Raw genomic sequence first — 20,148 nt, 5'->3', positions numbered from 1 at the left:
GCCGGCGTACGCGATGTGACGAAGCGTCAACTAGCTTGTGAGTCATGAGGACTCGCACGTTCTTCGCCGCCGCGGCCGCCGCGGCCGTCACGGCGCTGCTGCTGTCCGGCTGCGCCGAATCCGGCTCCGAGGGCGGGCCGCAGCCCCGGCCGACCCGGGCCAGCGGCGCGCCGCCGACCGGGGGCGAGCACCGGGCCGACGGTGCCGAACTGCTCTACCGGGCCGAGGGCGGTCGCAGCGCCCAGAACCCCGCCTTTGCCCCGGACGGTCGCTCGGTGTTGCTGACCGAGTTCAGTGAGGGCTACAACAAGGGCGCTGCCGCCCTCGGGGTGCTGCCGCTGGACGGCGGCCGCACGCCGCAGAAGGTTCTGGAGGATCCCGACAAGGCCGCCGTCAACCTCCCGGGCACCAGCTGGAACGCCGCCACCGGTGCCTTCACCTTCGCCACCGACCGGGAGTCCGGCCACGACGAGGTCTGGCTGATGACACCGGGCGGCAGCCCGGAGCGGGTCACCCGGCACGAGGACGGCAGCGGCTACAGCGAGCCGAGCTTCTCCCCGGACGGCGCCTGGATCGTCTTCCAGCAGAGCTGGGAGCCAGAACACGCCGCCGTGCACGGCGACGACGCCGAACAGGACTCGCTCTGGAAGGTCCGCCGCGACGGCGGCCCCCCGGTCCGGCTGGTCGACGGCAAGGGCACCGGCACCGACAACCGGCAGCCGAACTGGTCGCCCCGGGGCGACCGGATCGTCTTTCAGCGGCGCGCCGCCGGCAGTGAGAACTGGGCGCTGTGGACGGTCGGCGCGGACGGCACCGGCCTGCGCCAGGTCACCGACGTGCCGGGCGAGCACACCGATCCCACCTGGTCCCCGGACGGCCGGTACCTGGTGTTCTCCTCCAACCTCGGCGACCTGCCGAACGCCCAGGTCTTCGTGGTCGCGGCCGACGGCGGCCGCCCCGTCCGGGTCACCGGCGACGACGGCTCGTACGACGGCGCGCCGAGCTGGTCCCCGGACGGGAAGTGGATCGCCTTCGAGTCCGCCCCGGGCGGCGAGGCCAACCCCGCCGCCCTCTGGCGCATCCCCGCGCCCGCGCTCTAACTGAATGTCACCGTCACCACCGAGTACTGCACGACGGTCAGCGGCACGCTGACCGTCGCTCCCGTGACGGTGTACGGGACGGGCTTGGGCGTCGGGTCGGTGCCGTCCGGGGTGGCGACGGTGACGGCCGTGACGGCGGCGCCGGCCGGGAGGGCGTAGGAGAGCGTGCAGTTGGCGGGCGTGGTGCGGAAGGCCGCCGGGGTGTCGCCGAAGTTGGTGAAGTTCACCAGGTGGACGACGGTGTCGTTGCCGAGCCGCCGCGCGTCCAGGAAGATCCGGCGGTCCCCGGCCAGGGTGACGGCGGGCGGTGCGGACTGGCGGACGGGGGCGAGCAGTTGGTCGGCCGAGGCCTGGTCGGTCTTGGTGAGGTAGCTGAGCCCGGCCCGGTTGCGGACGTACCAGCAGGTGCCGCTGCCGTAGGAGTTCTGCTTGTTGGCCGGCAGTGGGCTTCCGCGGCGCAGCCCGAGCACGTCGGAGAGGGCGAACTCGGTGCGCTGGCCGCCCAGTTCGTCGAGCGCGGTGGGCGCCGGGCCGGTGATCACGATCGTCCCGCCGGCCGCGACGAAGCCCCGCAGCACGGCCGCCTCGGCGTCCGAGACCGCCTGGAGGTCGGGCAGCAGCAGCACCTTGAACCGGGCCAGGTCGGCGGCGGCCAGGCCGGGGCTGGGCACCGTGTCGAACGGGATGTGCGCGTACACCAGCGCCTTCACCGCGCCCCGGAACTCGCCCAGCCAGGGGACGGAGGCGCAGCTCTGCTCCGGGTCGTCGCCGCCCCACCAGTCGGCGATCCCGGCCGGCGCGGTCGCGTTGACGTACATCCCGATGCCCGCGCCCGGGTTGACGTAGTCCCGGGACGGGCTGGAGTGGTAGACGCCGACCTGGGCGGTCGAGGCGGCGTTGTAGAGCCGCTCCTGGTTGGTCTGGACGAAGCGGTACATCCGGGCGCGCATCGCCGCGTCCACGGTGTCGTTCTTGTACGGCGTCTTCACCTCGTAGGGGTTGCAGCCGGCCGCGATCAGCTGGGACATCACCAGCGAGGCGTCGTCGGCCTGCCAGCCGTAGGAGAACGCCCAGGCGGGCTTGGTGCCGCTGGCGCCGCGCGCGTACTTGTACATCGAGATGAGACAGACCCAGTCGGAGGCGGTGGCGTGCCGCATGCCGTCGTAGTTGCCGAGGATGTCCACCTCCCAGACCTGGCTGACGGCGCCCTCGGCCTGGCGCAGGTAGCCGCCGTCCAGGCCGATCGAGGTGGCGTAGCGGTAGTCCATCGAGACGGTCTCGACGAAGGTGACCAGGTCGGGGTTGACCGTGTGCCCGGCGGCGGCGATGTCGAGCTGGAACTGGAGCAGGTTGCGGTGGCGCCATTCGACGTAGCGGCGGAACACCGGGTCGGCGAAGTCGGCGGCCTTGGGCAGGGCGAGGCCGGTGTCGGCCTTGAAGGCGGCCGCGCCCCAGGTGGAGGCGTCGCACCAGGAGAGCACGCCGTCGAAGTAGATCGGGACGTCCGGCCAGATGCCGTCCACGCCGGTGGCGGCCACGCCCTTGATCCGCTTGAGGTAGTAGTCCCGCCAGGGCGAGTTGGGGCTGAGCCAGACGCTCTCGTCGCCCGGGTCGACCCAGACCACCACGCTGCCGTAGAACACGTTGGGCTTTCCGGCGAGGTCGCGCTGCACCCAGGCGCCACCCTGGTCGTTCTTGTAGAACGAGCGGCCCTTCTCGCCGCCGGGGGAGATCAGCTCCAGGGAGGGGTAGTACATGACGACCTTGAGGCCGGCGGCGTGCGCCAGGCCGGTGAAGGTCTTCACCTCGGCCATGTGGGCCGCGAACTCGGCGTCGGTGAGCCAGTTGGAGAGCAGGGTGTCGAGTTCGATGACGCTGACGTTCTGCGCCTTGAGGGCGTCGACGGCGCTCTGCATGTCGGCGGGCTCGTTGAAGGTGCCGTCGCCGACGCGGGCGAACCGGGCCCAGTCCGGCCAGGGCTGCGCCGTGGCGGCGGCGCCCGGGAGGGGGGCGGGTACGGGCGCGGACTCCGGTACGGGCACGGGCGCGGGCTCCGGGGTGGCGGCCCAGGCCTGGCCGCCGGGCAGCAGGCGGACGGCGGCGAGCGCGCCGCCGGTGCCCAGGCCGGCCCGCAGCAGGCGGCGGCGGCCGAGGCGAGAGGTGGTGGCGGCGGTGGCGGGTGCGGGCGGTGTTCCTTCGTGCTCGGGCATGGTGGTCCCCCCAGCGTGGGTTGGCGGATCACGGGAACGTGCGCGGAACGCTCGGTGCGTCGGCGGCCGTTCTCCCGGTCGGCGGCGCCTCCGAGCCGACCCTAGGCCGCGTGCCGCCCGCCTGTTCGGCCCCTGTTCGCGGCTACGCCAGACGTCGGATCGCCGGTTGCCAGGTTGACCGAGCCGGATTGCGCGCCCGCCCCGCGCAAGCTCCTCCCCGGGGCGCTTGACAGTGTGCAGACCGCCCCCGGTGGTGACGGCGGGGGGAGTGCGGGGTAGGGGTGCGGGGAGCGCGTCGGTCGGATGATCATAGAAGTTCGACAGTGCTGTAGATTCACGGCACGGAGCGGCGGCAGGGACGAGGAGGGCACGATGAGCGTTTCGCTGGCCAAGGGGCAGAAGATCAGCCTGGAGAAGCCGGGCGGCGGTCAGCTGAGTGTGGTCCGGATGGGCCTGGGCTGGAAGGCCGCGCAGCCCAAGGGCTTCTTCGCCAAGCTGCTGGCCGCCGGTCGGGAGATCGACCTGGACGCCTCGGCGGTGCTGTTCTCCCAGGGGCGGCCGGTGGACGTGGTCTTCTTCCAGCACCTCAACAGCAATGACGGTTCCGTCCGGCACAGCGGCGACAACCTGGTCGGCGGCGCGGGCGACGCGACCGACGACGAGTCGATCATCGTCGACCTGACCAAGATGGCCGCCGAGGTCGACCAGATCCTCTTCACCGTCAACTCCTTCACCGGCCAGACCTTCCAGGAGGTCGAGGCGGCCTTCTGCCGGCTGGTCGACGAGCAGACCGGCGCCGAACTGGCCCGGTACACGCTCACCGGGGGCGGCCCGTACACCGCGCAGATCATGGCCAAGGTGCAGCGCACGCCCACCGGTTGGCAGATGACCGCGATCGGGCAGCCGGCCAGCGGGCGGACCTTCCAGGACCTGATGCCGGAGCTGGTCAAGCACCTGTGACCCGATCCGGGGCCGGCCCGCCGCGGCCGGCCCCGTCGCGGGCCTTGATGTCAGCGCACTTCCAGGTCGCGGCGCCGGAACCCGGCCAGCGCCAGGGCGATCAGGGCGGCCGCGACCAGGGTGAGCGCCGCGAGCGGCGTCCAGTCCATGGCGGCCGCCGGGAGCCGGGGCACCTGCCCGAACGGGGAGAGCCGCTCCAGGACCGCCGGGAGCTTCAGCAGCGGGCCCAGGTACCCGATCACGAACGCGTACGCCGGCACCAGCCAGGCCAGCTGCGTCGCCCGGGGCAGCCAGCCGTACACGGCGGCGGCGAAACCCACCGTCACCCACTGGGCGGGCGCGAACGCCAGGGCCGCGCCGAGCAGTCGCGGGAACGCGCCGGCGTCACCGGTGGACAGCGCCCCGGCCAGGCCGAAGCCCACCCCCGCCGCGAGCAGCACCGCGGTCGAGCCCAGCAGCGCCGCCGCCAGGTGCCCGCCCAGCCAGCCGGACCGGGACACCCCGGTGGCCAGCACCGGCTCGGCCCGCCCGGCGCTCTCCTCGGCGCGCGGGCGCAGCGTCGCCAGCACCGCGTAGACCGCGCCGACCACCGCCACCACCAGCAGGGTCATCGCGGCGAAGGAGTCGGTGAGCGAGCGGCCGCCGAGCCGGGCGAGGGCCTCCTTCAGCTGGTCGACGTCCTTGACCATCGCGTCGGCGCCGCCCAGCAGTGACCCGTACATCGCGCCGAGCAGCAGCAGCGCGACCGCGAAGCCGCCCAGCAGGCCGCGGTGCAGGCGCAGGGCGAGGCCGAGCGGCGTGCCGAGGGAGGGTCGGGCGGTGGGCGGCCCCGGGCGGGCGGCGCGCAGGCCGGCGCCCACGTCCCGGCGGGTGCTCAGCGCGAAGCCGGCCGCGCCGGTGACGACGGTCAGGGCGAGTGCGGGTAGCAGCGGCCACCAGCGGTCGTCCACGAACGGGTAGCTGCGCTGGAGCCAGCCGATCGGGGAGGCCCAGGAGAGCCCGTTCGACCCGGCGTCCCCGGCCGCGCGCACCGCGTAGGCGGCGCCGAGCACCGCGAGGGCCAGCCCGGAGGCCGTCCGGGCGTGCGCGGTGACCTGGACGGCGACGGCGGCGACCGCCGCGAACAGCAGTCCGGCGGTGGTGGTCGCGGCTCCGAACAGCAGCGCGCCGCCGGTGCCGAGCCCGGGGACGCCGAGGGCGGGCAGCCCGGCGGCGAGCAGCAGGCCGAGCGCGAGGTCGGCGACGGCGGCGGCGCCCAGGGCGGCCGCGAGCTGGGCGTGCCGGCCGACGGCGGCGGAGCGGACCAGCTCGGCCCGCCCGCTCTCCTCCTCGGCCCGGGTGTGCCGGGCGACGGTCAGCACGCTCATCAGCCCGGCCAGCACCGCCAGCAGGCCGAGCAGCCGGTGGCCGAGCATGGCGCCCCAGGTGTAGTCGGCCAGGTAGTGCCCGGGGCCGGTCATGGCGAGGACGGCTGAGCCGGCGGAGGCGTGGGCGATCGAGGCGCGGTCGGCGGCGGTCGGGTAGAGGGTGTGCACGCTGTTGGCGCTGGCGAGGGTGAGCAGGCCGAGGCCGAGCACCCAGGCGGAGAGGCGGAGCCGGTCGCGGCGCAGGGCGAAGCGGAGCAGCGTGGCCGTGCCGGCCAGGGTGGTGTGCGGGCGGGGCGGGCGCGGGGCCGTGGCGGGCGCGCTGGTCGCGGTGGTGGTGGCGGTCATCGGGCGGCCTCGCCGTCGAGCGGGTGCCCGTTGGCGGCCAGCTCGTCGCCGTAGTGGCGCAGCATCAGCTCCTCCAGCGTGGGCGGGTGGCTGACCAGGCTGCGCAGTCCGGCCTCGCCGAGGCGGCGGATGGCGGCGTCCAGGTGGGCGCCGTCCACGGCGAAGTGCACCCGGGCGCCCTCGGTGCGGACGGCGTGCACGCCCTCCAGCGTCTCCAGTCCGGTGACGGGGCGGTGGGTCTCGGCCTCGACCGTGGTGCGGGTGAGGTGGCGCAGTTCGCCGAGGCTGCCGGTCTGCACCACCCGGCCGTGGCGGATGATGCTGACCCGGTCGCCGAGCTTCTCCACCTCGTCCAGGATGTGGCTGGACAGCAGGACGGTCCGCCCCTGCCGCCGGGCCTGGAGGACGACGTCCTGGAAGACCACCTCCATCAGCGGGTCGAGGCCGGAGGTCGGCTCGTCGAGCAGCAGCAGTTCGGCGTCGGAGGCGAGCGCGGCGACGATGGCGACCTTCTGCCGGTTGCCCTTGGAGTAGCTGCGGCCCTTCTTGGTGGGGTCGAGGTCGAAGCGCTCGATCAGCTCGTCGCGGCGGCGGCGGTCGAGCCGGCCGCGCAGCCGGGAGAGCAGGTCGATGGCCTCGCCGCCGGTGAGGTTGGGCCACAGTTCGACGTCGCCGGGGACGTAGGCGAGGCGGCGGTGCAGTTCGACGGCGTCGTGCCAGGGGTCCTTGCCGAGCAGTCGGGCGCTGCCGCCGTCGGCGCGCAGCAGGCCGAGGAGCACCCGGATGGCGGTGGACTTCCCGGCGCCGTTGGGCCCCAGGAATCCGTGCACCTCGCCGGTCTCGACGGTGAGGTCGAGGCCGTCCAGCGCGGTGGTCCGGCCGAAGGTCTTGCGCAGGCCGGTCAGGGTGATTGCCTTCGTCATGCTACTGAAGCTACCGTAGTTTCAGAAAAACGTGAATATTGGGAAGGCGTTAAAGTTCAGTCGAGTTGTTGATCATCGGAGAGGGGAAGGCGCGCGTGGTGGAGCGGGAAGCGGAGCAGGGGCGCGACGAGCAGGCGGTGTCGGACTTCGTCGAACGGTTCGCGGCCGAGCTGGCGTCCGCGGGCATGGGCCGGATGCCGTCCCGGCTCTTCTCCTGCCTGATGGCCGAGGAGAGCGGGGTGCTGACCTCCGCCGAGCTCTCCGAACGGCTGCGGATCAGCCCGGCCGCAGTCTCCGGCGGGATGCGCTACCTCATCCAGATCGGCCTGGCCGCCAAGGAACGCGAGCCGGGCTCGCGGCGCGACCGCTACCGGGTGCTCAACGACGTCTGGTTCGAGTCCCTGACCCGGCGCGACGAGTACCTGCTGCGCTGGGTGCGGGTGCTCAGGGACGGCGAGGCCACCGTCGGCGCGGGCACCGTTGCGGGGGCGCGGCTGGGGGAGAGCGCGGCCTTCTTCGCGTTCATGGTGGACGAACTGCACGGCATGCTCGCGCGGTGGCGGGTGCACCGGGAGGGGCTGGGGCCGGGGGCGCTGCCGGGGGCCGGGGCCGGGTCGGATCCGGCGTAGGGTTCGGCCTCGGTCTCGGTCTCGGTCTCGGGAGCGTAGCGGGCGGGGCGGGGAACGCGGACGGCCCGCACCAGGGGTGCGGGCCGTCGGCGGATGAGGCGGTGTCAGCGGGTCGGCGGGGCGGCCGAGGGGGAGAGGCCCGCGCTGGGGGTCGTGCTCGGGGCGGCGGAGGAGGGGGTGCCGCCCGGGGTGGGGGTGCCGCCGGGGGTCGGCGTCGCCGTGGCGCATCCGGGGGCGGCCGGGGTGCCGGTGGGCGTTCCGGTCGGGGTGGCCGTCGGGGACGGGCTGCCCGTCGGGGTGGTCGTGGCCGTGGCCGTCGGGCTCGGGCAGCCGGTGGGCGTTCCGGTCGGCGTCGTGGTGGGGGTGCCGGACGGCGTTCCGGACGGGGTGCCCGACGGAGTGGTCGACGGCGTGCCGGACGGCGTGGCCGGCGCGGTCGACGGCGGCGAGGTGCTGGGCGTGCCCGTCGGGGTGGTGCTCGGGTCCGTCGTCGGCTGCGCGGAGGACGACTGCGTCGGGGCCGGCGAGGTCGGCTGCGCGCTCGGCGAGGGCTGCCCGCCCGGGGTCGGGGTGGTCGCGGGGGCGCTCGGCGTCCCGGTGGTGGCGCCCGGCGTCGTCCCGGTCGGGGGCAGCAGCGGCGCGAGCGGCAGGAGCGGGGAGGGCAGCGAGGCCGGCGGGGTCGAGGAGGCCGGGCGGTTCGGCACGGTGGTGACGGTGCCGCTGCCGTAGTGCGCCATCCAGTTGCGGACCGTCCGCAGGTACTCGCCCGAGTTGTTGTAGCTGAGGATCGCCCGGTCGAGCTGCGCCGGGTCGGCGAGGTCGCGCCCGCCCGCGCACAGGTAGCGGGCGGCGCTCTCGGCGGCGTCGAAGATGTTGTTCGGGTCGGCCTTGCCGTCGCCGTTGGCGTCCGTGCCCCAGGTCGCCCAGGTGGAGGGGATGAACTGCATCGGTCCGACGGCGCGGTCCCAGCGCGCGTCGCCGTCGTAGCGCCCGCCGTCGCTGTCGGGTATCGCGGCGAAGCCGTTGCCGTCCAGGGCCGGTCCGAGGATCGGGGTGAGGGTCGTCCCCGCCGCGTCCACCTGGCCGCCGTTGGCCTGGCCGGACTCGACCTGGCCGATCGCGGCCAGCAGTTGCCACGGCAGGTGGCAGCCGGGCGAGCGCTGCGCGGCCGAGGCCTCGGCCTGGCGGTAGGCGGCGAGCACGGTCGCGGGCAGGGCCGGGCCGGTGGCGGCGAAGGGGCCGGCGGTGGGCGCGCCGGGCACCGTGCCGGGCGGCTGCGGCAGTTGGACGGTGCCGCCGCCGTCGGCCGGGAGGCCGGTGCCGAAGGTGCTGCCGGCGCCGGCGGTCGGGCCGCCACCGGCCGGTGAGCCGGCGGTGTCCGGCGCCGTCACGGCGTCGGCGGCCGCGACCGGGGCGAGCCCGAAGCCCGTCACCTGGGAGCCCGTCAGCGCGGCGAGTGCGGTGAAGGCCGCAGCCGTCCCCGTGACCCGCTTGCCGAGCCGCAGCCCGCGCCCGCCCTGCACCTTGCCGAACCTCGCCGTCATACCGTGCCCCTCCCCGTAGCCGTTCCGGCCCTCCCGGAACGGATGAACCGCCGTCATCGTGCCTGCCGCCGGCCGGCGGCTCCCACAGTCGCAACGATTAGTATCACGACGATCTGACGCGACAGGGGTGGCCGGAGGTTGCCCCGGCCCGGCACCGGCGTCACAAGCCGCACGTCACCAGGGGTGGGGGAACTGCCGCTCGGGCTCGGTTCGGGGCCGGGTCGGGGCCGGATCCGCGTCGCGGCCGGGCGGGCCGACGGCCCTGCCGGGTAAGCGAGTTGGCGTGCGTGCGCGTCCCCCGCAGGTTCCGTCCGCAGGCCCGGTGGCGGCGCCGGAGGGGTGTCCGGGTCGGGTGTCGGCAGCATCTCCCCTTTCTGCCAAGGGAGTTGACCGGGGGCGTGCCGGTGGTGGGCCGGGCGTGCAGGGGCCCGGACCGGCGGTCCGGGGCGCGGGGGTGGTGCGTGCGCGTCGTTCCGGGCTCCCCGGCGGCGCCCGCCGTCGACCCTCCTGACCTGCGTGGATGCCTGCCGCCGGGTGGGCGTTTCCCTACCAGGGCGGGCGTGCGGACGCCAGGGGGCGGCCCCAACTCGCCCCTGGACGGGTGACGTTCTGGTGAAAAGGGCATGCCAGGAATCTCCGCCCGGCATGCTGTGCCCCGTGACCATGCGGATGGAGGCCCGGACTGTGAGCGCGAACCTGCCCGAGACCGTCGCCGAGGGAGCGGTCGTCTTGCCGACCCCCCCTCGGGTGGTCGACGACCTGGCCCGCGACCTGACCCAGGCCGCGGCCGCCGTCCGGGCGGTCTCGCGGGTCGCCCGCAGCGGCGGGGACCTCGCCGTCGCCGCGTACACCGCCGTGGTGTGCACCGGGCGTTCGGCCGCCCGCGTACTGGAGGAGGCCGCCGCCTGGTGTCGGCAGGCCCCCGGGGCCGAGGTGCACTCGCTCGCCTGGGCCCGGGTGCCGGGGCACCGCGAGGACGTGGACGAGTACCGCGTCACCCTCGCCGTCAGCTTCCCCGACGACGAGACCGGCGAGCACCTCGGCGACACCCATCGCGCCCGCCGGTGAGGAAGCCGGTGAGGAATCCGTAGGATGATCCCCATGGGTGATGGGGACACGAAGCAGCTGACGGGCGACCAGTCGCAGGACGCGACGGGCGACGGCCCGCGAGAGCTCTCGCGGGCCGCCGCCGTGGCCGTGACGGTGCTCGCCGCCCTCTGCGGCGCCGCCGTCCTGCTGGCCGTCTTCCACTGGCTGGGCTGGAGCGTCCCCTGGGTCGGCTGGATCGTCGCCAAGGCCGGTATCAAGCTCGCCGTCGGGGGCTTCGCCGGGCTCGCCGCCGCCTTCGCCTGGCTCCGGTCGCGGCTGAGGGCCTGACCGCCGCCGTACGGACCCAGAGCCCCTGGGGTCAGCCCGCCGGACGAGGTCGCGTCCGGGGTCAACCCGCCTGCGGGGTGGGGCAGACGAGGTCGCGCTCGGGGGCGCGGCCGCCCAGCAGGTAGCTCTCGACGACGTTCGTGACGCAGGAGTTGGCGGTGGGGTACTGGCCGTGGTCGCCGCTCCCGGTGACGGTCACCAGCTTGGAGCCGCGCAGCGCGCGGTGCGCGCCGAGCGCCGCCTCGTAGTACGTCGCCGGGTCGTGCACCGAGTTGAGCATCAGCACCGTCGGCAGGTGGGCGCCGGTCACCTTGACCTTGGGGGCGGGCGCGGTCGGCCAGGACGCGCAGACCGCGCTGAAGGCCAGCGTGCGGGCGCCCGCCAGCGGATAGCGCGCGGTGTTCTCCGCGCCGCGCTGGACCCAGGTGTCCATGTCCTTGGTCCACGGGGTGTCGTTGCAGGTCACCGAGAAGTACTCGGCGAGGAACTCCGGGCTGAGGTACTGGCCGAACAGCCGCCCGGCCATCGTCTTGGCCGCGGGGTCGGCCCCCTGCCAGTCGTCGACGGCGGTCAGGGCCTGGGCGAGGAAGGGGAAGGTGTCCCGCTCGTAGATCGCGCTGATCGCGCCGTTGTCCAGTTGGTTCGGGCCGATCGTCAGGGAGCCGTCGACGATGGGCCGGTCGTGCAGCGCGGCGCGCCGCTGCTCCCAGCGCGCCTGCACCTCCTCGGGGGTGGAGCCCCAGTGGTAGGTGGCGTCGCGGGCCGCCAGCCACGGCACGAAGTCCTCGTCGAAGCGGCGCTGGAAGCTCATCGGCTGGCCCAGTTCGAACTTCTCCCAGGTGCCGTCGAAGCCGATGTTGCTGTCCAGGACCATCCGCTCGACCCGGTGCGGGAAGAGCGTCCCGTAGTAGGCCCCGATCATCGAGGCGTAGGACGGGCCGAAGTAGCTGAGCTTCTGCTCGCCGAGCAGGCCGCGGAACAGGTCGATGTCGTGGGCGGTCTGCTCGGTGTTCAGGTAGGGCAGCAGGTCGCCCGTGCGCTCCTGGCAACTGGCGGCCAGCTTCTTGGAGTTGGCGACCACCCGGTCGATCGCCGCCGGGGACTGGTCGCGGAAGTCGCCGGCCAGGAAGTCCTGGAACTCCTCCGGCGTCTGGCACACGGCCCGGGTGCTCTCGCCGACCCCGCGCTGGTCGAAGCCCACGATGTCGTACGCGGCGCCGACGGCCGGGGCGGCCGTGGCCAGGTTCGCCGGGCGCAGCAGGCCCGACGCGCCGGGGCCGCCGGCGGCCATCAGCAGCGTGCCCTTGCGCTTGGCCGGGTCGCCGGCGCGGTGCCGGGAGACGGCGATCGTCACGTCGGCGCCGGCGTCGGCGTGGTGCCAGTCGCGCGGGGCGGTCATGGTGGCGCAGTCCAGCGCCGGCTGCTTGGCGCAGGGCTGCCAGGCGAGGGTCTGGTGGGTGTAGCGGGCGGGGGCGACCTCGGCGTCGCCCGGGTTCCGGCCGGCGTCCGGGGCGGCGCTGGCGGTGGCCGGCACGGCGAGGCCGGCCAGGACGGCGGCGACGACGGCCACGGCGGCGCGCCGGGTGCGGGAGGCGGTGGCGCCGGCCGCCGGGGTGTGCGAGGCGGTGGTGTTCGGCGCGGTGGTGCTCGGCGTGATGGTGTGCGAGGCCGTGGTGTTCGATGCGTTGGTGTTCACGGGAATGATCCTGTCCGAGCCCGCCCTGACGGTCGATCATGCGGGGTTCCGTGTCCGGGGTGGTGCTGGGTACACCCCGGACGCGGAGGATCGCCCCAGGGCGTGTTTCATCATTCGCGTCGCGCGCCCGGCGGGAATGATGAAACACGCCCTGGGTCAGTAGGCGGCGGTGAAGCGGGTGCGGCGGTGTGCGGGCTGCTCGGCCTCGTCGAGCAGGGCGACGGCGAGGTCCTCCATGGAGATCACCGAGGCGCCCTCGGCGTCCACCAGCAGTTCGTCCCGTCCGAGCCGGAAGCGGCCGGTGCGCTCGCCGGGTTCGAGCAGGGCGGCGGGGCTCAGGTAGGTCCAGTCGACGTCCGGGTCGGCGGCGCGGTAGAGGTCGAGCTGCTCGCGGCAGGCCCGGGCGATCGGCCGGAGCTCGGCGGGGAAGCCGGGGTCGTCGGCGAGGGCCGTCCCGCCGCGGCCGGGGAGGGTGAGGCTGCCCGCGCCGCCGACGGCCATCAGGCGCACGCCCGTTCCGGCGAGGCCGGCCAGCAGGCCCCGGGTGGCGGCGGACAGCTCGTGCTCGCTGCCGGGCGCCGGGCGGGTGGCGGTGATCACCAGGTCCTGCCCGGCGGCGAGGCGGGCGACGTCCTCGGGGTTGCGGGCGTCGCCGACACCGAGGGCGACGGCGGCCGGCAGGCCGTGCGGTTTGGCGGGGTCGCGCAGGACGGCGGTGATCCGGTGGTGGCGGGCGAGCGCCTCGGTCACCACCCGGCTGCCGACGTTGCCGGTGGCGCCGAACACGGTGATGTGCATGGAGGTTCTCCTGGTGCGGTGGGTGTCAGCGGCTGCTGGACGGGGATCGGGGAGTGCGGAGGGGAGTTCGGCGGGAGCGGGGCGGGGTCAGGCGTTCTCGCGGACGGCTGGCGCGGCGGTCGGGGCGGCGGGTACGGAGGGCGCGGTGGTGCCGGGGCGGCGCCGGGTCTGGGCCGCGATCAGCGAGCCGAGGACGATCAGTGCCCCGAGTGCCTGGAGCGGGCTGAGGTCCTGCCCGAGGGCCAGCCAGCCGATCGCGGTGGCGACCACCGGGCTGAGCAGCGAGAGGAAGGAGACCGAGGTCGGCGGCAGTGCCCGGATCCCGCGGAACCAGAGCGCGTACGTGAGCGCCGCGCCGATCAGGCTGAGGTAGCCGTAGCCGAGCAGGTTGCCGCCGGTGAGGTGGGACGGCGGGGCGCCCTCGACGAACAGCGCGACCGGCACCAGCAGCAGTCCGCCGGCGGTGAGCTGCCAGCCGGTGGTGGCGAGCAGCGGGGCGGGGGAGACCCAGCGCTTGGAGAGGACGACGCCGGTGGCCATGACGACCGCGCCGGCGAGTGCGGCGGCCACGCCGATGGCGTCCAGCTGGGCGTTGGCCCGCAGGACCAGCAGGCTGACGCCCGCGATCCCCGCGATGCCGCAGATCACCGTCCGCGGTGTGAGCCGGTCGCCGAGCAGTGCGGCCGAGAGTCCGGCGGTGATCAGCGGCTGGACGGCGCCGACGGTGGCGGCGACCCCGCCGGGGAGGCGGTAGGCGGCGATGAAGAGGAGGGCGAGGAAGGCGCCGATGTTCAGCGCGCCGAGGACCAGTGCGCGCCACCACCAGCTGCCCTTCGGCAGCCGGCGGGTGACGGCGATCAGCAGCAGTCCTGCGGGCAGGGCCCGGAGGACGGCCGCGAGGAGTGGACGGTGGGGCGGGAGCAGTTCGGTGGTGACGATGTACGTCGACCCCCAGACGGCGGGGGCTATCGCCGTCACCAGCACGATTCCGAGGCGATTTCTTAGCACTAAGCAAATGTATCTCAGCGCTAAGGCATCTCTCACCGCTTTGGCGGGGTGACGTGGCTCACAGTTACCTCATCGCTAAGGAATCCCGGCGGAATCCCCTACCCTGAACCTGTGGCAGATGCAGATCATGTGGACCGAGTAGTCGCGCAATGGGCCGTCGAGCGCCCCGACCTGGACGTCTCCCCGATGGAGGTGATCGGCCGACTCAAGCGCCTCTACCGCCTGATGGACGCGGAGCTCAACCGGACCTTCGGCGAACACGGCCTGGACGCCGCCTCCTTCGACGTCCTCGCCACCCTCAAGCGCAGCGGCCCGCCCTACCGCCTCACCCCCACCGGACTGATGCAGTCCGCCATGGTCACCTCCGGCGCCATCACCCAGCGCCTCGACCGCCTGGAGGCCCGCGGCCTGGTCACCCGCACCCAGAGTGACCAGGACGGCCGCAGCCGCGTGGTCGGGCTCACCCCCGAGGGCCACGCCCTGATCGACCGCGCCCTCCCCGACCACCTCGCCACCGAGCGGCTCCTCCTCGCCGGCCTCGACGCCCCCCGGACCGCCGCGCTCGTCGACGCCATGCGCACCCTCCTGGCCGCCCTCGGCGACAGCCCGGAGTGAGCGGGAGGGCAGGCGGGCGGACCTCCCCGCCCGACCGGCCTACGGGTTGACCGCCACCGCCTTGAAGAAGGTGTAGTGGAACGTCCCGCCCGGCTCGGCCGTGCGGCGCAGTTCGGCGATGCCGTGGTCGAAGGCGTCGGGGGTGGTCAGACCGGCGGCCAGCGCCTCGGTGCGGACGGCCTCGACCATCGCGACGAAGGTGCGCCGGGTGAAGCCCTCGACCAGGGCGGGGCGGGCGCCGTCGGCGTGGACGGTGCGGGGGTGGACGGCCACGCCCCGGAAGCCGGCCTCCGCCAGGAGCGGGTACAGGCGGCGCCCGAGCAGGGCGTCGCCGCCCGCCGCCGCCTGGAGCCGCACCAGCAGGTCGACCGTGGCGCGGGCCGCCGGGCCCTGCGGGTGGAAGAAGGCCGAGCCGTGGTCGCCCTCGATCACCGTGATCGTGCCGCCCGGCCGCAGCACCCGCCGCAGCGCGGTCAACGCGGCCACCGGATCGGCCAGGTGCTCCAGCACGAAGCACACGAAGACGTGGTCGAACGCGCCGTCCGGGAAGGGGAGTCGGTGCAGGTCGCCGTGGTGCCAGGTGACCCGCGCGGTGGGCGCCTCGGCCGCCACCCGGGCCCGGGCCTGCGCCAGCGACTCGGCCGAGACGTCCACCGCCGTCAGCAGCACGCCGGGACTGGCGGCCAGCAGGTGCGCGGTCTGCGCCCCCACCCCGCAGCCGGCCTCCAGCACCCGGCTGCCCGCCGGGTACGCGGTGCCCGCGTGCAGCAGCTCGGCGAGGGTGTCCGCCTGGTCGCCGAGCCGTTGCGCCTCGGTCTCCGAGTAGCCGTGGACGTAGCCGGGGGCGTAGTTATGGCCGGGGCCTTCGGCGTCCTGCCGGTCGTTCAGTGGTGCCGTTTCCGTGGTCATGGCCCCACCCTCACGCCACAATGGCCCGGTGAACAGGTCCAAAGAAGCGCTGGACGACAGGTCCAAACAGGCGGACCCGGGCGCCGACTTCCTCCAGCTCGACACCGCCGACGCCCCGCCCGGCGGCCTGACCGGCTGGCTCGCCCGCCGACTGCGCGAGGCCATCGCCGACGGCCGCCTCCCCACGGGCAGCAGGCTGCCCGCCACCCGGGGGCTGGCGGCCGAACTCGGCGTCTCCCGGGGAGTGGTGACCGACGCCTACCGGCGCCTCGCCGAGGAGGGCCAGATCGCCGGCCGGGGCAGGGGCGGCACCGTCGTCGTCGCGGTTCCGGCGCCGCCCGCGCCCCCGTTGTCGGCCGTATCCCCGTTGTCAGCCACATCCCCGGCCCCGCCGCGCGCCCGGCCGGAGCCCGTCCTGTTCCACGCCGACCCCGACCCCGAGGTGTTCGACCTGCTGCGCGGCACGCCCGCCCGGATCGACCTCACGCCCGGCGTGCCCGACCTCGCCGCCTTCCCCCGCACCGCCTGGCTGCGCGCCGAACGCGCCGTCCTCGACGGCCTCGCCGCCGCCGACCTCGGCTACGGCGACGTCCGCGGCACCCCCGCACTGCGCCGGGCCGTCGCCCACTGGCTGGCCCGCAACCGGGGCATCCGCGCCGACCCGGACGAGGTGCTGATCGTCGCCGGGACGGCCCAGGCCCTCGCCCTGCTCGGCCGGGCCCTCGGCCGGGTGGGCGTCACCGAGGTCGCCGTCGAGGACCCGGGCTCGCTCGGCGCCCGCCAGCACCTCGCCCACTGGCTCGCCGCGACCCCGCCCGTCCCGGTCGACGCCGAGGGCGTCCGGGTCGACGCGCTGCGCGCCACCGGCGCCCCGGCCGTCCTGCTCACCCCGGCCCACCAGTACCCGACCGGGGTCGTCCTCGGCGGCGAGCGGCGGCGCGAACTGCTGCGCTGGGCGGGCGAGGGCGGCCTGGTCATCGAGGACGACTACGACGCCGAGCACCGCTACGACCGCCCGCCCGTCCCCGCGCTGCGCGCCGCCCTGCCGGAGCAGGTCTGCTACGCGGGCAGCATCTCCAAGCTGCTCGCCCCCGCGCTGCGCACCGGCTGGCTGCTGGTGCCGCCGCGGCTGCGCGAGGCCGTCCTGGAGGCCAAGCGGTTCGCCGACCTGGGCAACCCGGTGCTGCCGCAGCTGGTGCTGGCCCGGCTGATGGAGTCCGGCGAACTCGACCGCCACCTGCGGCTGTTGCGCCACCGCCACCGCCGCCGACGGGACGCGATGATCGCCGCCGTCCACGCCCACCTCCCCGGCGCCACCGTCCACGGCGCGGCGGCCGGCCTGCACCTGATGCTCACCCTGCCGCCCGGGGTCCGCTGCACGGACACCGAACTGGCCACGGCGGCGCTCGCCGAGGGCGTCAAGGTGCAGCCGCTGTCCTGGCACGCGCGCCTGCCGTACCCGCCGGGGCTGGTGCTCGGCTACGCGGCGGGTGCGCCGGGGGAGATCGCGGAGGGGATCGCCGTCCTGGGGCGGTTGCTGCGCCGGTAGGGCTGAGGGTTGAGCTCTGAGGTCTGAGGGCGTCCGGCGCCCGGGTCCCCCGTCCGCTCGGGCGCGGGTGTGCTCCTCCGGGGTCCGGGCTATGGTGGCGACGGGCTCGGGTGCCTTGACAGGCTTGGATGCCTTGACGGGCCGTATCCCGCTGCCGACCTCAGGGAGGCGTGATGGCCGTGCTTCGGCGCACCGTCCAGTTCGGCGCGATGCTGGTGGTGTTGGCGGCCACGCTCGGGCCGGTTCCGGCCGGGTCGGTGTCGGCGTCCGTACCGGTGTCCGTACCGGTGTCCGTACCGGTGTCCGCGCCGGAGTCGATACCGGGGTCGATACCGGGGCGGGTCAGTGCCCCGGGTGAGGGGACGGTGGCGGCGGAGATGGCCGATCAGGACGCGCGGCAGCTCGCGGGGCGCCGGATCGTACTCTCCTACGCTGGTCCGACACCGCCGCCGGGCGTGCTGCAGACGATCCGGGAGGGGCGGGCGGCCGGGGTCATCCTGTTCGCCGAGAATGTCACGAGCCCGGCGCAACTCGCCGAGGCCGTCGGTCAGTTGCGGCAGGCGGCGGCGCAGTCGCCGGTGCCCGAGGGGCTGTTGCTGATGACCGACCAGGAAGGCGGCAAGGTGCGCCGCCTGCCCGGCGCGCCCGAACTCTCCGCCCGCCGGACCGGATCGGCGCCCGACCCGCTCGGCGCGGCGGGCCGCGCCGGGGTCGGCGCCGCCGGGACGCTCGCGGACGCGGGGCTCAACGTGAACCTCGCGCCGGTGCTGGACGTCTACGACACCCCGGGCAACTTCATCGACCGCCATGAGCGCTCCTACGGTCAGGACCCCGCCGGCGTCGGCGAGTTGGGCAGCGCCTTCCTCGCCGCCCAGCAGGGCCTGGGCGTCGCCGCCACCGCCAAGCACTTCCCCGGGCTGGGCTCGGCCGTCAACGGCGAGAACACCGATGACCGCCCCGTCACCCTGTCCGTGCCGCTGGACGAGCTGCGTACCCGCGGTGAGGAGCCCTACCGGGCGGCCATCGCGGCGGGCGTCCGGCTGGTGATGGCCTCCTGGGCGGTCTACCCGGCGCTCGACCCGGACCGCCCGGCCGGGATGTCGCCCGCCGTGGTCGAGGGCGAGCTGCGCGGCCGCCTGGGCTTCCGGGGCGTCACCGTCACCGACGCCCTGGAGGCCGAGGCCCTCGCGCTGTACGGCGGCCCCGGCGACCGCGCGGTGGCCGCCGCCGAGGCCGGGATGGACCTGATCCTCTGCTCCGCCCGCGACCCGCAGCAGGCCGAGGACGCCACCACGGCCCTCGCCGACGCCCTGGACTCCGGCCGGCTCGACCGCGCCGCCTTCGCGGCTGCCGTCACCCGGGTCGACGCCCTGCGGGCCTCGCTGGGCTGAGCCGCCACCGGTCGGCCGGCCCCGCGCCGGGCGCCGGGGAGGCCGGCGGCGGCAGGTGCGCGGAGCCCGACCCTCCGGGGTGGGATTACGCCATCAAAGGTCTGGTTTCGGTCTGCTCGGCAGTTCGAAGGCAGAATCCCGGTCATCGCATGGGAATCGTATGGCAAAGTCTCGTCATGGCACATGTGAAATGTCACATGTGACCTCACCTGTTCTGATCGTTCCTCGTACCCTCCGAAGGAGGAGGCAATGAACCGCATCACCCGGATCGCCTCGGGCGCGGCCGGTGCCGTCGCCCTGCTCGCGGCGCCGGTGCCGGCGCTCGCCGTGCCGACCAGTGGCGCCGCCGAGACCGCCGCCACGGTGACGACCTGCGGCTACAACGGCCTGCAGGCCGGGCTGTCGACCAAGGTCTGCGCCGAGGTCACCGGCGGCAGCGTCGTGCTGTACGGGCAGATCGGCCTGGCCGGTCCGCCCACCCCGGACACCCCGTGGCCGCCGAGGCCGCAGGAACTGCTCACCCGCCTGTCGGCCGGGGTGGTCGGCGGCGAGTCGCTCGGCTCGGCGAGCGTGCGCGCCGTGTTCACGGCCGCCACCGTGCGGGTCGACGGCATCAGCGTCACCGTGCCGTGCGGTTCGACCCTCCACGCGACCTTCGCGGTCGAGTCGATCTCGCGGGGGCCGGCCCCGGTCGAGGTGGATGTACCTGTAGGCTGCTGACGGAACCTCACCATGAGCGCCGAGTCCGGGAGTTGGCAGCATCCCGGGCTCGGCTTCCAGCGTTCCCGCGCGCCCTCCGGATGTGACGTGGACCACTCGGGGGCGGCCCCGGCGGGCCGGGCGCCCACTGTGACGACTTGAAGAAATCTTCATCTGTGGCGATGATGCTTGCCGGCCGCCGGTGAGGACGCGGCCGCACGCCCGCCGAGCCGTACCCGAGGGAGGGACGCGGACCATGCCCGTCCCGCTGTACCAGGCCAAGGCGGAGTTCTTCCGCACCCTCGGCCACCCGGTCCGGATCCGGGTGCTGGAACTGCTCCAGGACGGGCCCCGGCCGGTGCGCGAGCTGCTGGCCGAGATCGAGGTCGAGCCCTCCAACCTCTCCCAGCAGCTCGCGGTGCTGCGCCGTACCCAACTGGTCGCCGCCACCCGCGAGGGCAACACCGTGGTGTACGCGCTCAGCACCCCGGACGTGGCCGAGCTGCTGCGGGCCGCGCGCCGGATCCTGACCGAGCTGATCACCGACCAGGGCGCGCTGCTCACCGAACTGCGCGAGCCCGGCGGCCGGCCGCACCGTTGAGCCCGCCGAGGCCCTCGGGCCGGTCGAGCGTGTCGAGCGTGTCGAGCCCTTCGAGCCCTTCGAGCCCGTTGAACCCTTCGAGCCCGTCGGGCCCGCTGAACCCGCGCCCGACCCGGCCGGCCGACCCGAGGAGAACCCCCGCCATGAGCGAGAGCACGAGCGACGGCGCGCGCGAGGAGAAGCGCCGACGCAAGGCCATGCTCATCCGGGCGGGCATCTACATCTTCGCCACGCACCTGTTCGCCGGCTTCGTGCTGCTGCTGTTCGCGCTCGGCGGCCGCAAGTAGGCACCTCCTGCGTCCTGTCCGGCCAGGATCGGCCGGACAGGGCCCAGGGGCTCTCTTTCGGATCACGTCGGATCAGCGCGCGGCGTCGGAGTGCGTGCATCGCAAGGCGGAGGAGGGAGTCCATGCGGAGTATCGGCGAC

The 20,148-nt window shown here is 74.7% G+C and carries 19 protein-coding genes; 11 read left to right on the top strand and 8 right to left on the bottom strand.

Features of this window, described 5'->3' with window-relative positions; all coding sequences use genetic code 11:
- The first annotated feature begins 44 nt into the window (after positions 1 to 44).
- Positions 45 to 1,100, top strand: coding sequence for a hypothetical protein (locus AB0R04_RS33995; protein ID WP_363377451.1), 1,056 nt, complete (start codon positions 45 to 47; stop codon positions 1,098 to 1,100).
- On the opposite strand, the gene AB0R04_RS33990 is transcribed toward AB0R04_RS33995, so the two are convergent.
- Positions 1,097 to 3,310: a hypothetical protein gene (locus tag AB0R04_RS33990; protein ID WP_363377450.1), complete on the bottom strand. Its 2,214-nt coding sequence runs from the start codon at positions 3,308 to 3,310 to the stop codon at positions 1,097 to 1,099. The genes AB0R04_RS33995 and AB0R04_RS33990 overlap by 4 nt on opposite strands.
- A 372-nt stretch (positions 3,311 to 3,682) precedes the next feature.
- Between AB0R04_RS33990 and AB0R04_RS33985 the strand changes: the two genes are divergently transcribed.
- A complete protein-coding gene (locus tag AB0R04_RS33985) occupies positions 3,683 to 4,270 on the top strand; it encodes a TerD family protein (protein WP_363377448.1) in 588 nt (195 codons plus the stop codon).
- 50 nt (positions 4,271 to 4,320) lie between these two features.
- Here AB0R04_RS33985 and AB0R04_RS33980 read toward each other — a convergent pair whose 3' ends face one another.
- Positions 4,321 to 5,982: an ABC transporter permease gene (locus AB0R04_RS33980; protein ID WP_363377447.1), complete on the bottom strand. Its 1,662-nt coding sequence runs from the start codon at positions 5,980 to 5,982 to the stop codon at positions 4,321 to 4,323.
- Positions 5,979 to 6,905: an ABC transporter ATP-binding protein gene (locus AB0R04_RS33975; protein WP_063350628.1), complete on the bottom strand. Its 927-nt coding sequence runs from the start codon at positions 6,903 to 6,905 to the stop codon at positions 5,979 to 5,981. Before AB0R04_RS33975 ends, AB0R04_RS33980 begins: the two co-directional genes overlap by 4 nt.
- A gap of 95 nt (positions 6,906 to 7,000) precedes the next feature.
- Between AB0R04_RS33975 and AB0R04_RS33970 the strand changes: the two genes are divergently transcribed.
- Positions 7,001 to 7,534: a MarR family transcriptional regulator gene (locus AB0R04_RS33970; protein ID WP_363377445.1), complete on the top strand. Its 534-nt coding sequence runs from the start codon at positions 7,001 to 7,003 to the stop codon at positions 7,532 to 7,534.
- A gap of 104 nt (positions 7,535 to 7,638) precedes the next feature.
- Here AB0R04_RS33970 and AB0R04_RS33965 read toward each other — a convergent pair whose 3' ends face one another.
- Complete coding sequence (locus AB0R04_RS33965) at positions 7,639 to 9,078, bottom strand: lytic murein transglycosylase (protein ID WP_363377444.1); 1,440 nt, start codon at positions 9,076 to 9,078, stop codon at positions 7,639 to 7,641.
- A gap of 729 nt (positions 9,079 to 9,807) precedes the next feature.
- Here AB0R04_RS33965 and AB0R04_RS33960 point away from each other — a divergent pair.
- On the top strand, positions 9,808 to 10,146 hold the full coding sequence (locus AB0R04_RS33960) for a hypothetical protein (protein ID WP_363377443.1): 339 nt from the start codon (positions 9,808 to 9,810) through the stop codon (positions 10,144 to 10,146).
- A gap of 33 nt (positions 10,147 to 10,179) precedes the next feature.
- Complete coding sequence (locus AB0R04_RS33955) at positions 10,180 to 10,455, top strand: hypothetical protein (protein WP_363377442.1); 276 nt, start codon at positions 10,180 to 10,182, stop codon at positions 10,453 to 10,455.
- Between the two features lie 61 nt (positions 10,456 to 10,516).
- Here the strand turns inward: AB0R04_RS33955 and AB0R04_RS33950 are convergent, their stop codons facing one another.
- The 3 genes from AB0R04_RS33950 to AB0R04_RS33940 form a co-directional block, all read right to left on the bottom strand.
- Entirely contained in the window at positions 10,517 to 12,151 is a 1,635-nt protein-coding gene (locus AB0R04_RS33950; RefSeq protein WP_363377441.1) for an alpha/beta hydrolase, read from the bottom strand.
- Between the two features lie 156 nt (positions 12,152 to 12,307).
- Entirely contained in the window at positions 12,308 to 12,949 is a 642-nt protein-coding gene (locus AB0R04_RS33945; RefSeq protein ID WP_363377440.1) for an NAD(P)H-binding protein, read from the bottom strand.
- An 87-nt stretch (positions 12,950 to 13,036) separates the two neighbouring features.
- Positions 13,037 to 13,957: an EamA family transporter gene (locus AB0R04_RS33940; protein ID WP_363377438.1), complete on the bottom strand. Its 921-nt coding sequence runs from the start codon at positions 13,955 to 13,957 to the stop codon at positions 13,037 to 13,039.
- A gap of 111 nt (positions 13,958 to 14,068) precedes the next feature.
- Here AB0R04_RS33940 and AB0R04_RS33935 point away from each other — a divergent pair, with 111 nt between their 5' ends.
- Complete coding sequence (locus AB0R04_RS33935; protein WP_363377437.1) at positions 14,069 to 14,572, top strand: MarR family transcriptional regulator; 504 nt, start codon at positions 14,069 to 14,071, stop codon at positions 14,570 to 14,572.
- Positions 14,573 to 14,611: 39 nt separating this feature from the next.
- Here AB0R04_RS33935 and AB0R04_RS33930 read toward each other — a convergent pair whose 3' ends face one another.
- Positions 14,612 to 15,481 (bottom strand): L-histidine N(alpha)-methyltransferase, encoded by an 870-nt coding sequence (locus tag AB0R04_RS33930; protein ID WP_363377436.1) that lies wholly within the window; start codon positions 15,479 to 15,481, stop codon positions 14,612 to 14,614.
- A gap of 28 nt (positions 15,482 to 15,509) precedes the next feature.
- Here AB0R04_RS33930 and AB0R04_RS33925 point away from each other — a divergent pair, with 28 nt between their 5' ends.
- From AB0R04_RS33925 to AB0R04_RS33905, 5 genes are all read left to right on the top strand, one after another.
- Positions 15,510 to 17,030, top strand: coding sequence for a PLP-dependent aminotransferase family protein (locus AB0R04_RS33925; protein ID WP_363377435.1), 1,521 nt, complete (start codon positions 15,510 to 15,512; stop codon positions 17,028 to 17,030).
- Positions 17,031 to 17,203: 173 nt separating this feature from the next.
- Entirely contained in the window at positions 17,204 to 18,421 is a 1,218-nt protein-coding gene (locus AB0R04_RS33920; RefSeq protein WP_363377434.1) for a glycoside hydrolase family 3 N-terminal domain-containing protein, read from the top strand.
- 249 nt (positions 18,422 to 18,670) lie between these two features.
- Positions 18,671 to 19,141, top strand: coding sequence for a hypothetical protein (locus AB0R04_RS33915; protein WP_363377433.1), 471 nt, complete (start codon positions 18,671 to 18,673; stop codon positions 19,139 to 19,141).
- Positions 19,142 to 19,376: 235 nt separating this feature from the next.
- Positions 19,377 to 19,721 (top strand): metalloregulator ArsR/SmtB family transcription factor, encoded by a 345-nt coding sequence (locus AB0R04_RS33910; RefSeq protein WP_063350638.1) that lies wholly within the window; start codon positions 19,377 to 19,379, stop codon positions 19,719 to 19,721.
- Between the two features lie 143 nt (positions 19,722 to 19,864).
- Complete coding sequence (locus AB0R04_RS33905) at positions 19,865 to 20,008, top strand: DUF6126 family protein (RefSeq protein ID WP_363377432.1); 144 nt, start codon at positions 19,865 to 19,867, stop codon at positions 20,006 to 20,008.
- Positions 20,009 to 20,148 lie beyond the last annotated feature (140 nt).

Source organism: Kitasatospora sp. NPDC056731 (assembly GCF_040687675.1).
GTDB lineage: Bacteria > Actinomycetota > Actinomycetes > Streptomycetales > Streptomycetaceae > Kitasatospora.
The sequence above is the reverse complement of the archived record's forward strand: the minus strand, read 5'-3'. Positions and strand labels throughout refer to the sequence as shown.

What these genes read in the sequence shown, in the direction of transcription:
- AB0R04_RS33905 (WP_363377432.1), top strand. Translation starts at nt 19,865, where the DNA reads ATGAGCGAGAGCACGAGCGACGGCGCGCGCGAGGAGAAGCGCCGACGC.
- AB0R04_RS33945 (WP_363377440.1), bottom strand. Translation starts at nt 12,949, where the DNA reads ATGCACATCACCGTGTTCGGCGCCACCGGCAACGTCGGCAGCCGGGTG.
- AB0R04_RS33975 (WP_063350628.1), bottom strand. Translation starts at nt 6,905, where the DNA reads ATGACGAAGGCAATCACCCTGACCGGCCTGCGCAAGACCTTCGGCCGG.
- AB0R04_RS33915 (WP_363377433.1), top strand. Translation starts at nt 18,671, where the DNA reads ATGAACCGCATCACCCGGATCGCCTCGGGCGCGGCCGGTGCCGTCGCC.
- AB0R04_RS33920 (WP_363377434.1), top strand. Translation starts at nt 17,204, where the DNA reads ATGGCCGTGCTTCGGCGCACCGTCCAGTTCGGCGCGATGCTGGTGGTG.
- AB0R04_RS33990 (WP_363377450.1), bottom strand. Translation starts at nt 3,310, where the DNA reads ATGCCCGAGCACGAAGGAACACCGCCCGCACCCGCCACCGCCGCCACC.
- AB0R04_RS33980 (WP_363377447.1), bottom strand. Translation starts at nt 5,982, where the DNA reads ATGACCGCCACCACCACCGCGACCAGCGCGCCCGCCACGGCCCCGCGC.
- AB0R04_RS33910 (WP_063350638.1), top strand. Translation starts at nt 19,377, where the DNA reads ATGCCCGTCCCGCTGTACCAGGCCAAGGCGGAGTTCTTCCGCACCCTC.
- AB0R04_RS33930 (WP_363377436.1), bottom strand. Translation starts at nt 15,481, where the DNA reads ATGACCACGGAAACGGCACCACTGAACGACCGGCAGGACGCCGAAGGC.
- AB0R04_RS33995 (WP_363377451.1), top strand. Translation starts at nt 45, where the DNA reads ATGAGGACTCGCACGTTCTTCGCCGCCGCGGCCGCCGCGGCCGTCACG.
- AB0R04_RS33965 (WP_363377444.1), bottom strand. Translation starts at nt 9,078, where the DNA reads ATGACGGCGAGGTTCGGCAAGGTGCAGGGCGGGCGCGGGCTGCGGCTC.
- AB0R04_RS33985 (WP_363377448.1), top strand. Translation starts at nt 3,683, where the DNA reads ATGAGCGTTTCGCTGGCCAAGGGGCAGAAGATCAGCCTGGAGAAGCCG.
- AB0R04_RS33955 (WP_363377442.1), top strand. Translation starts at nt 10,180, where the DNA reads ATGGGTGATGGGGACACGAAGCAGCTGACGGGCGACCAGTCGCAGGAC.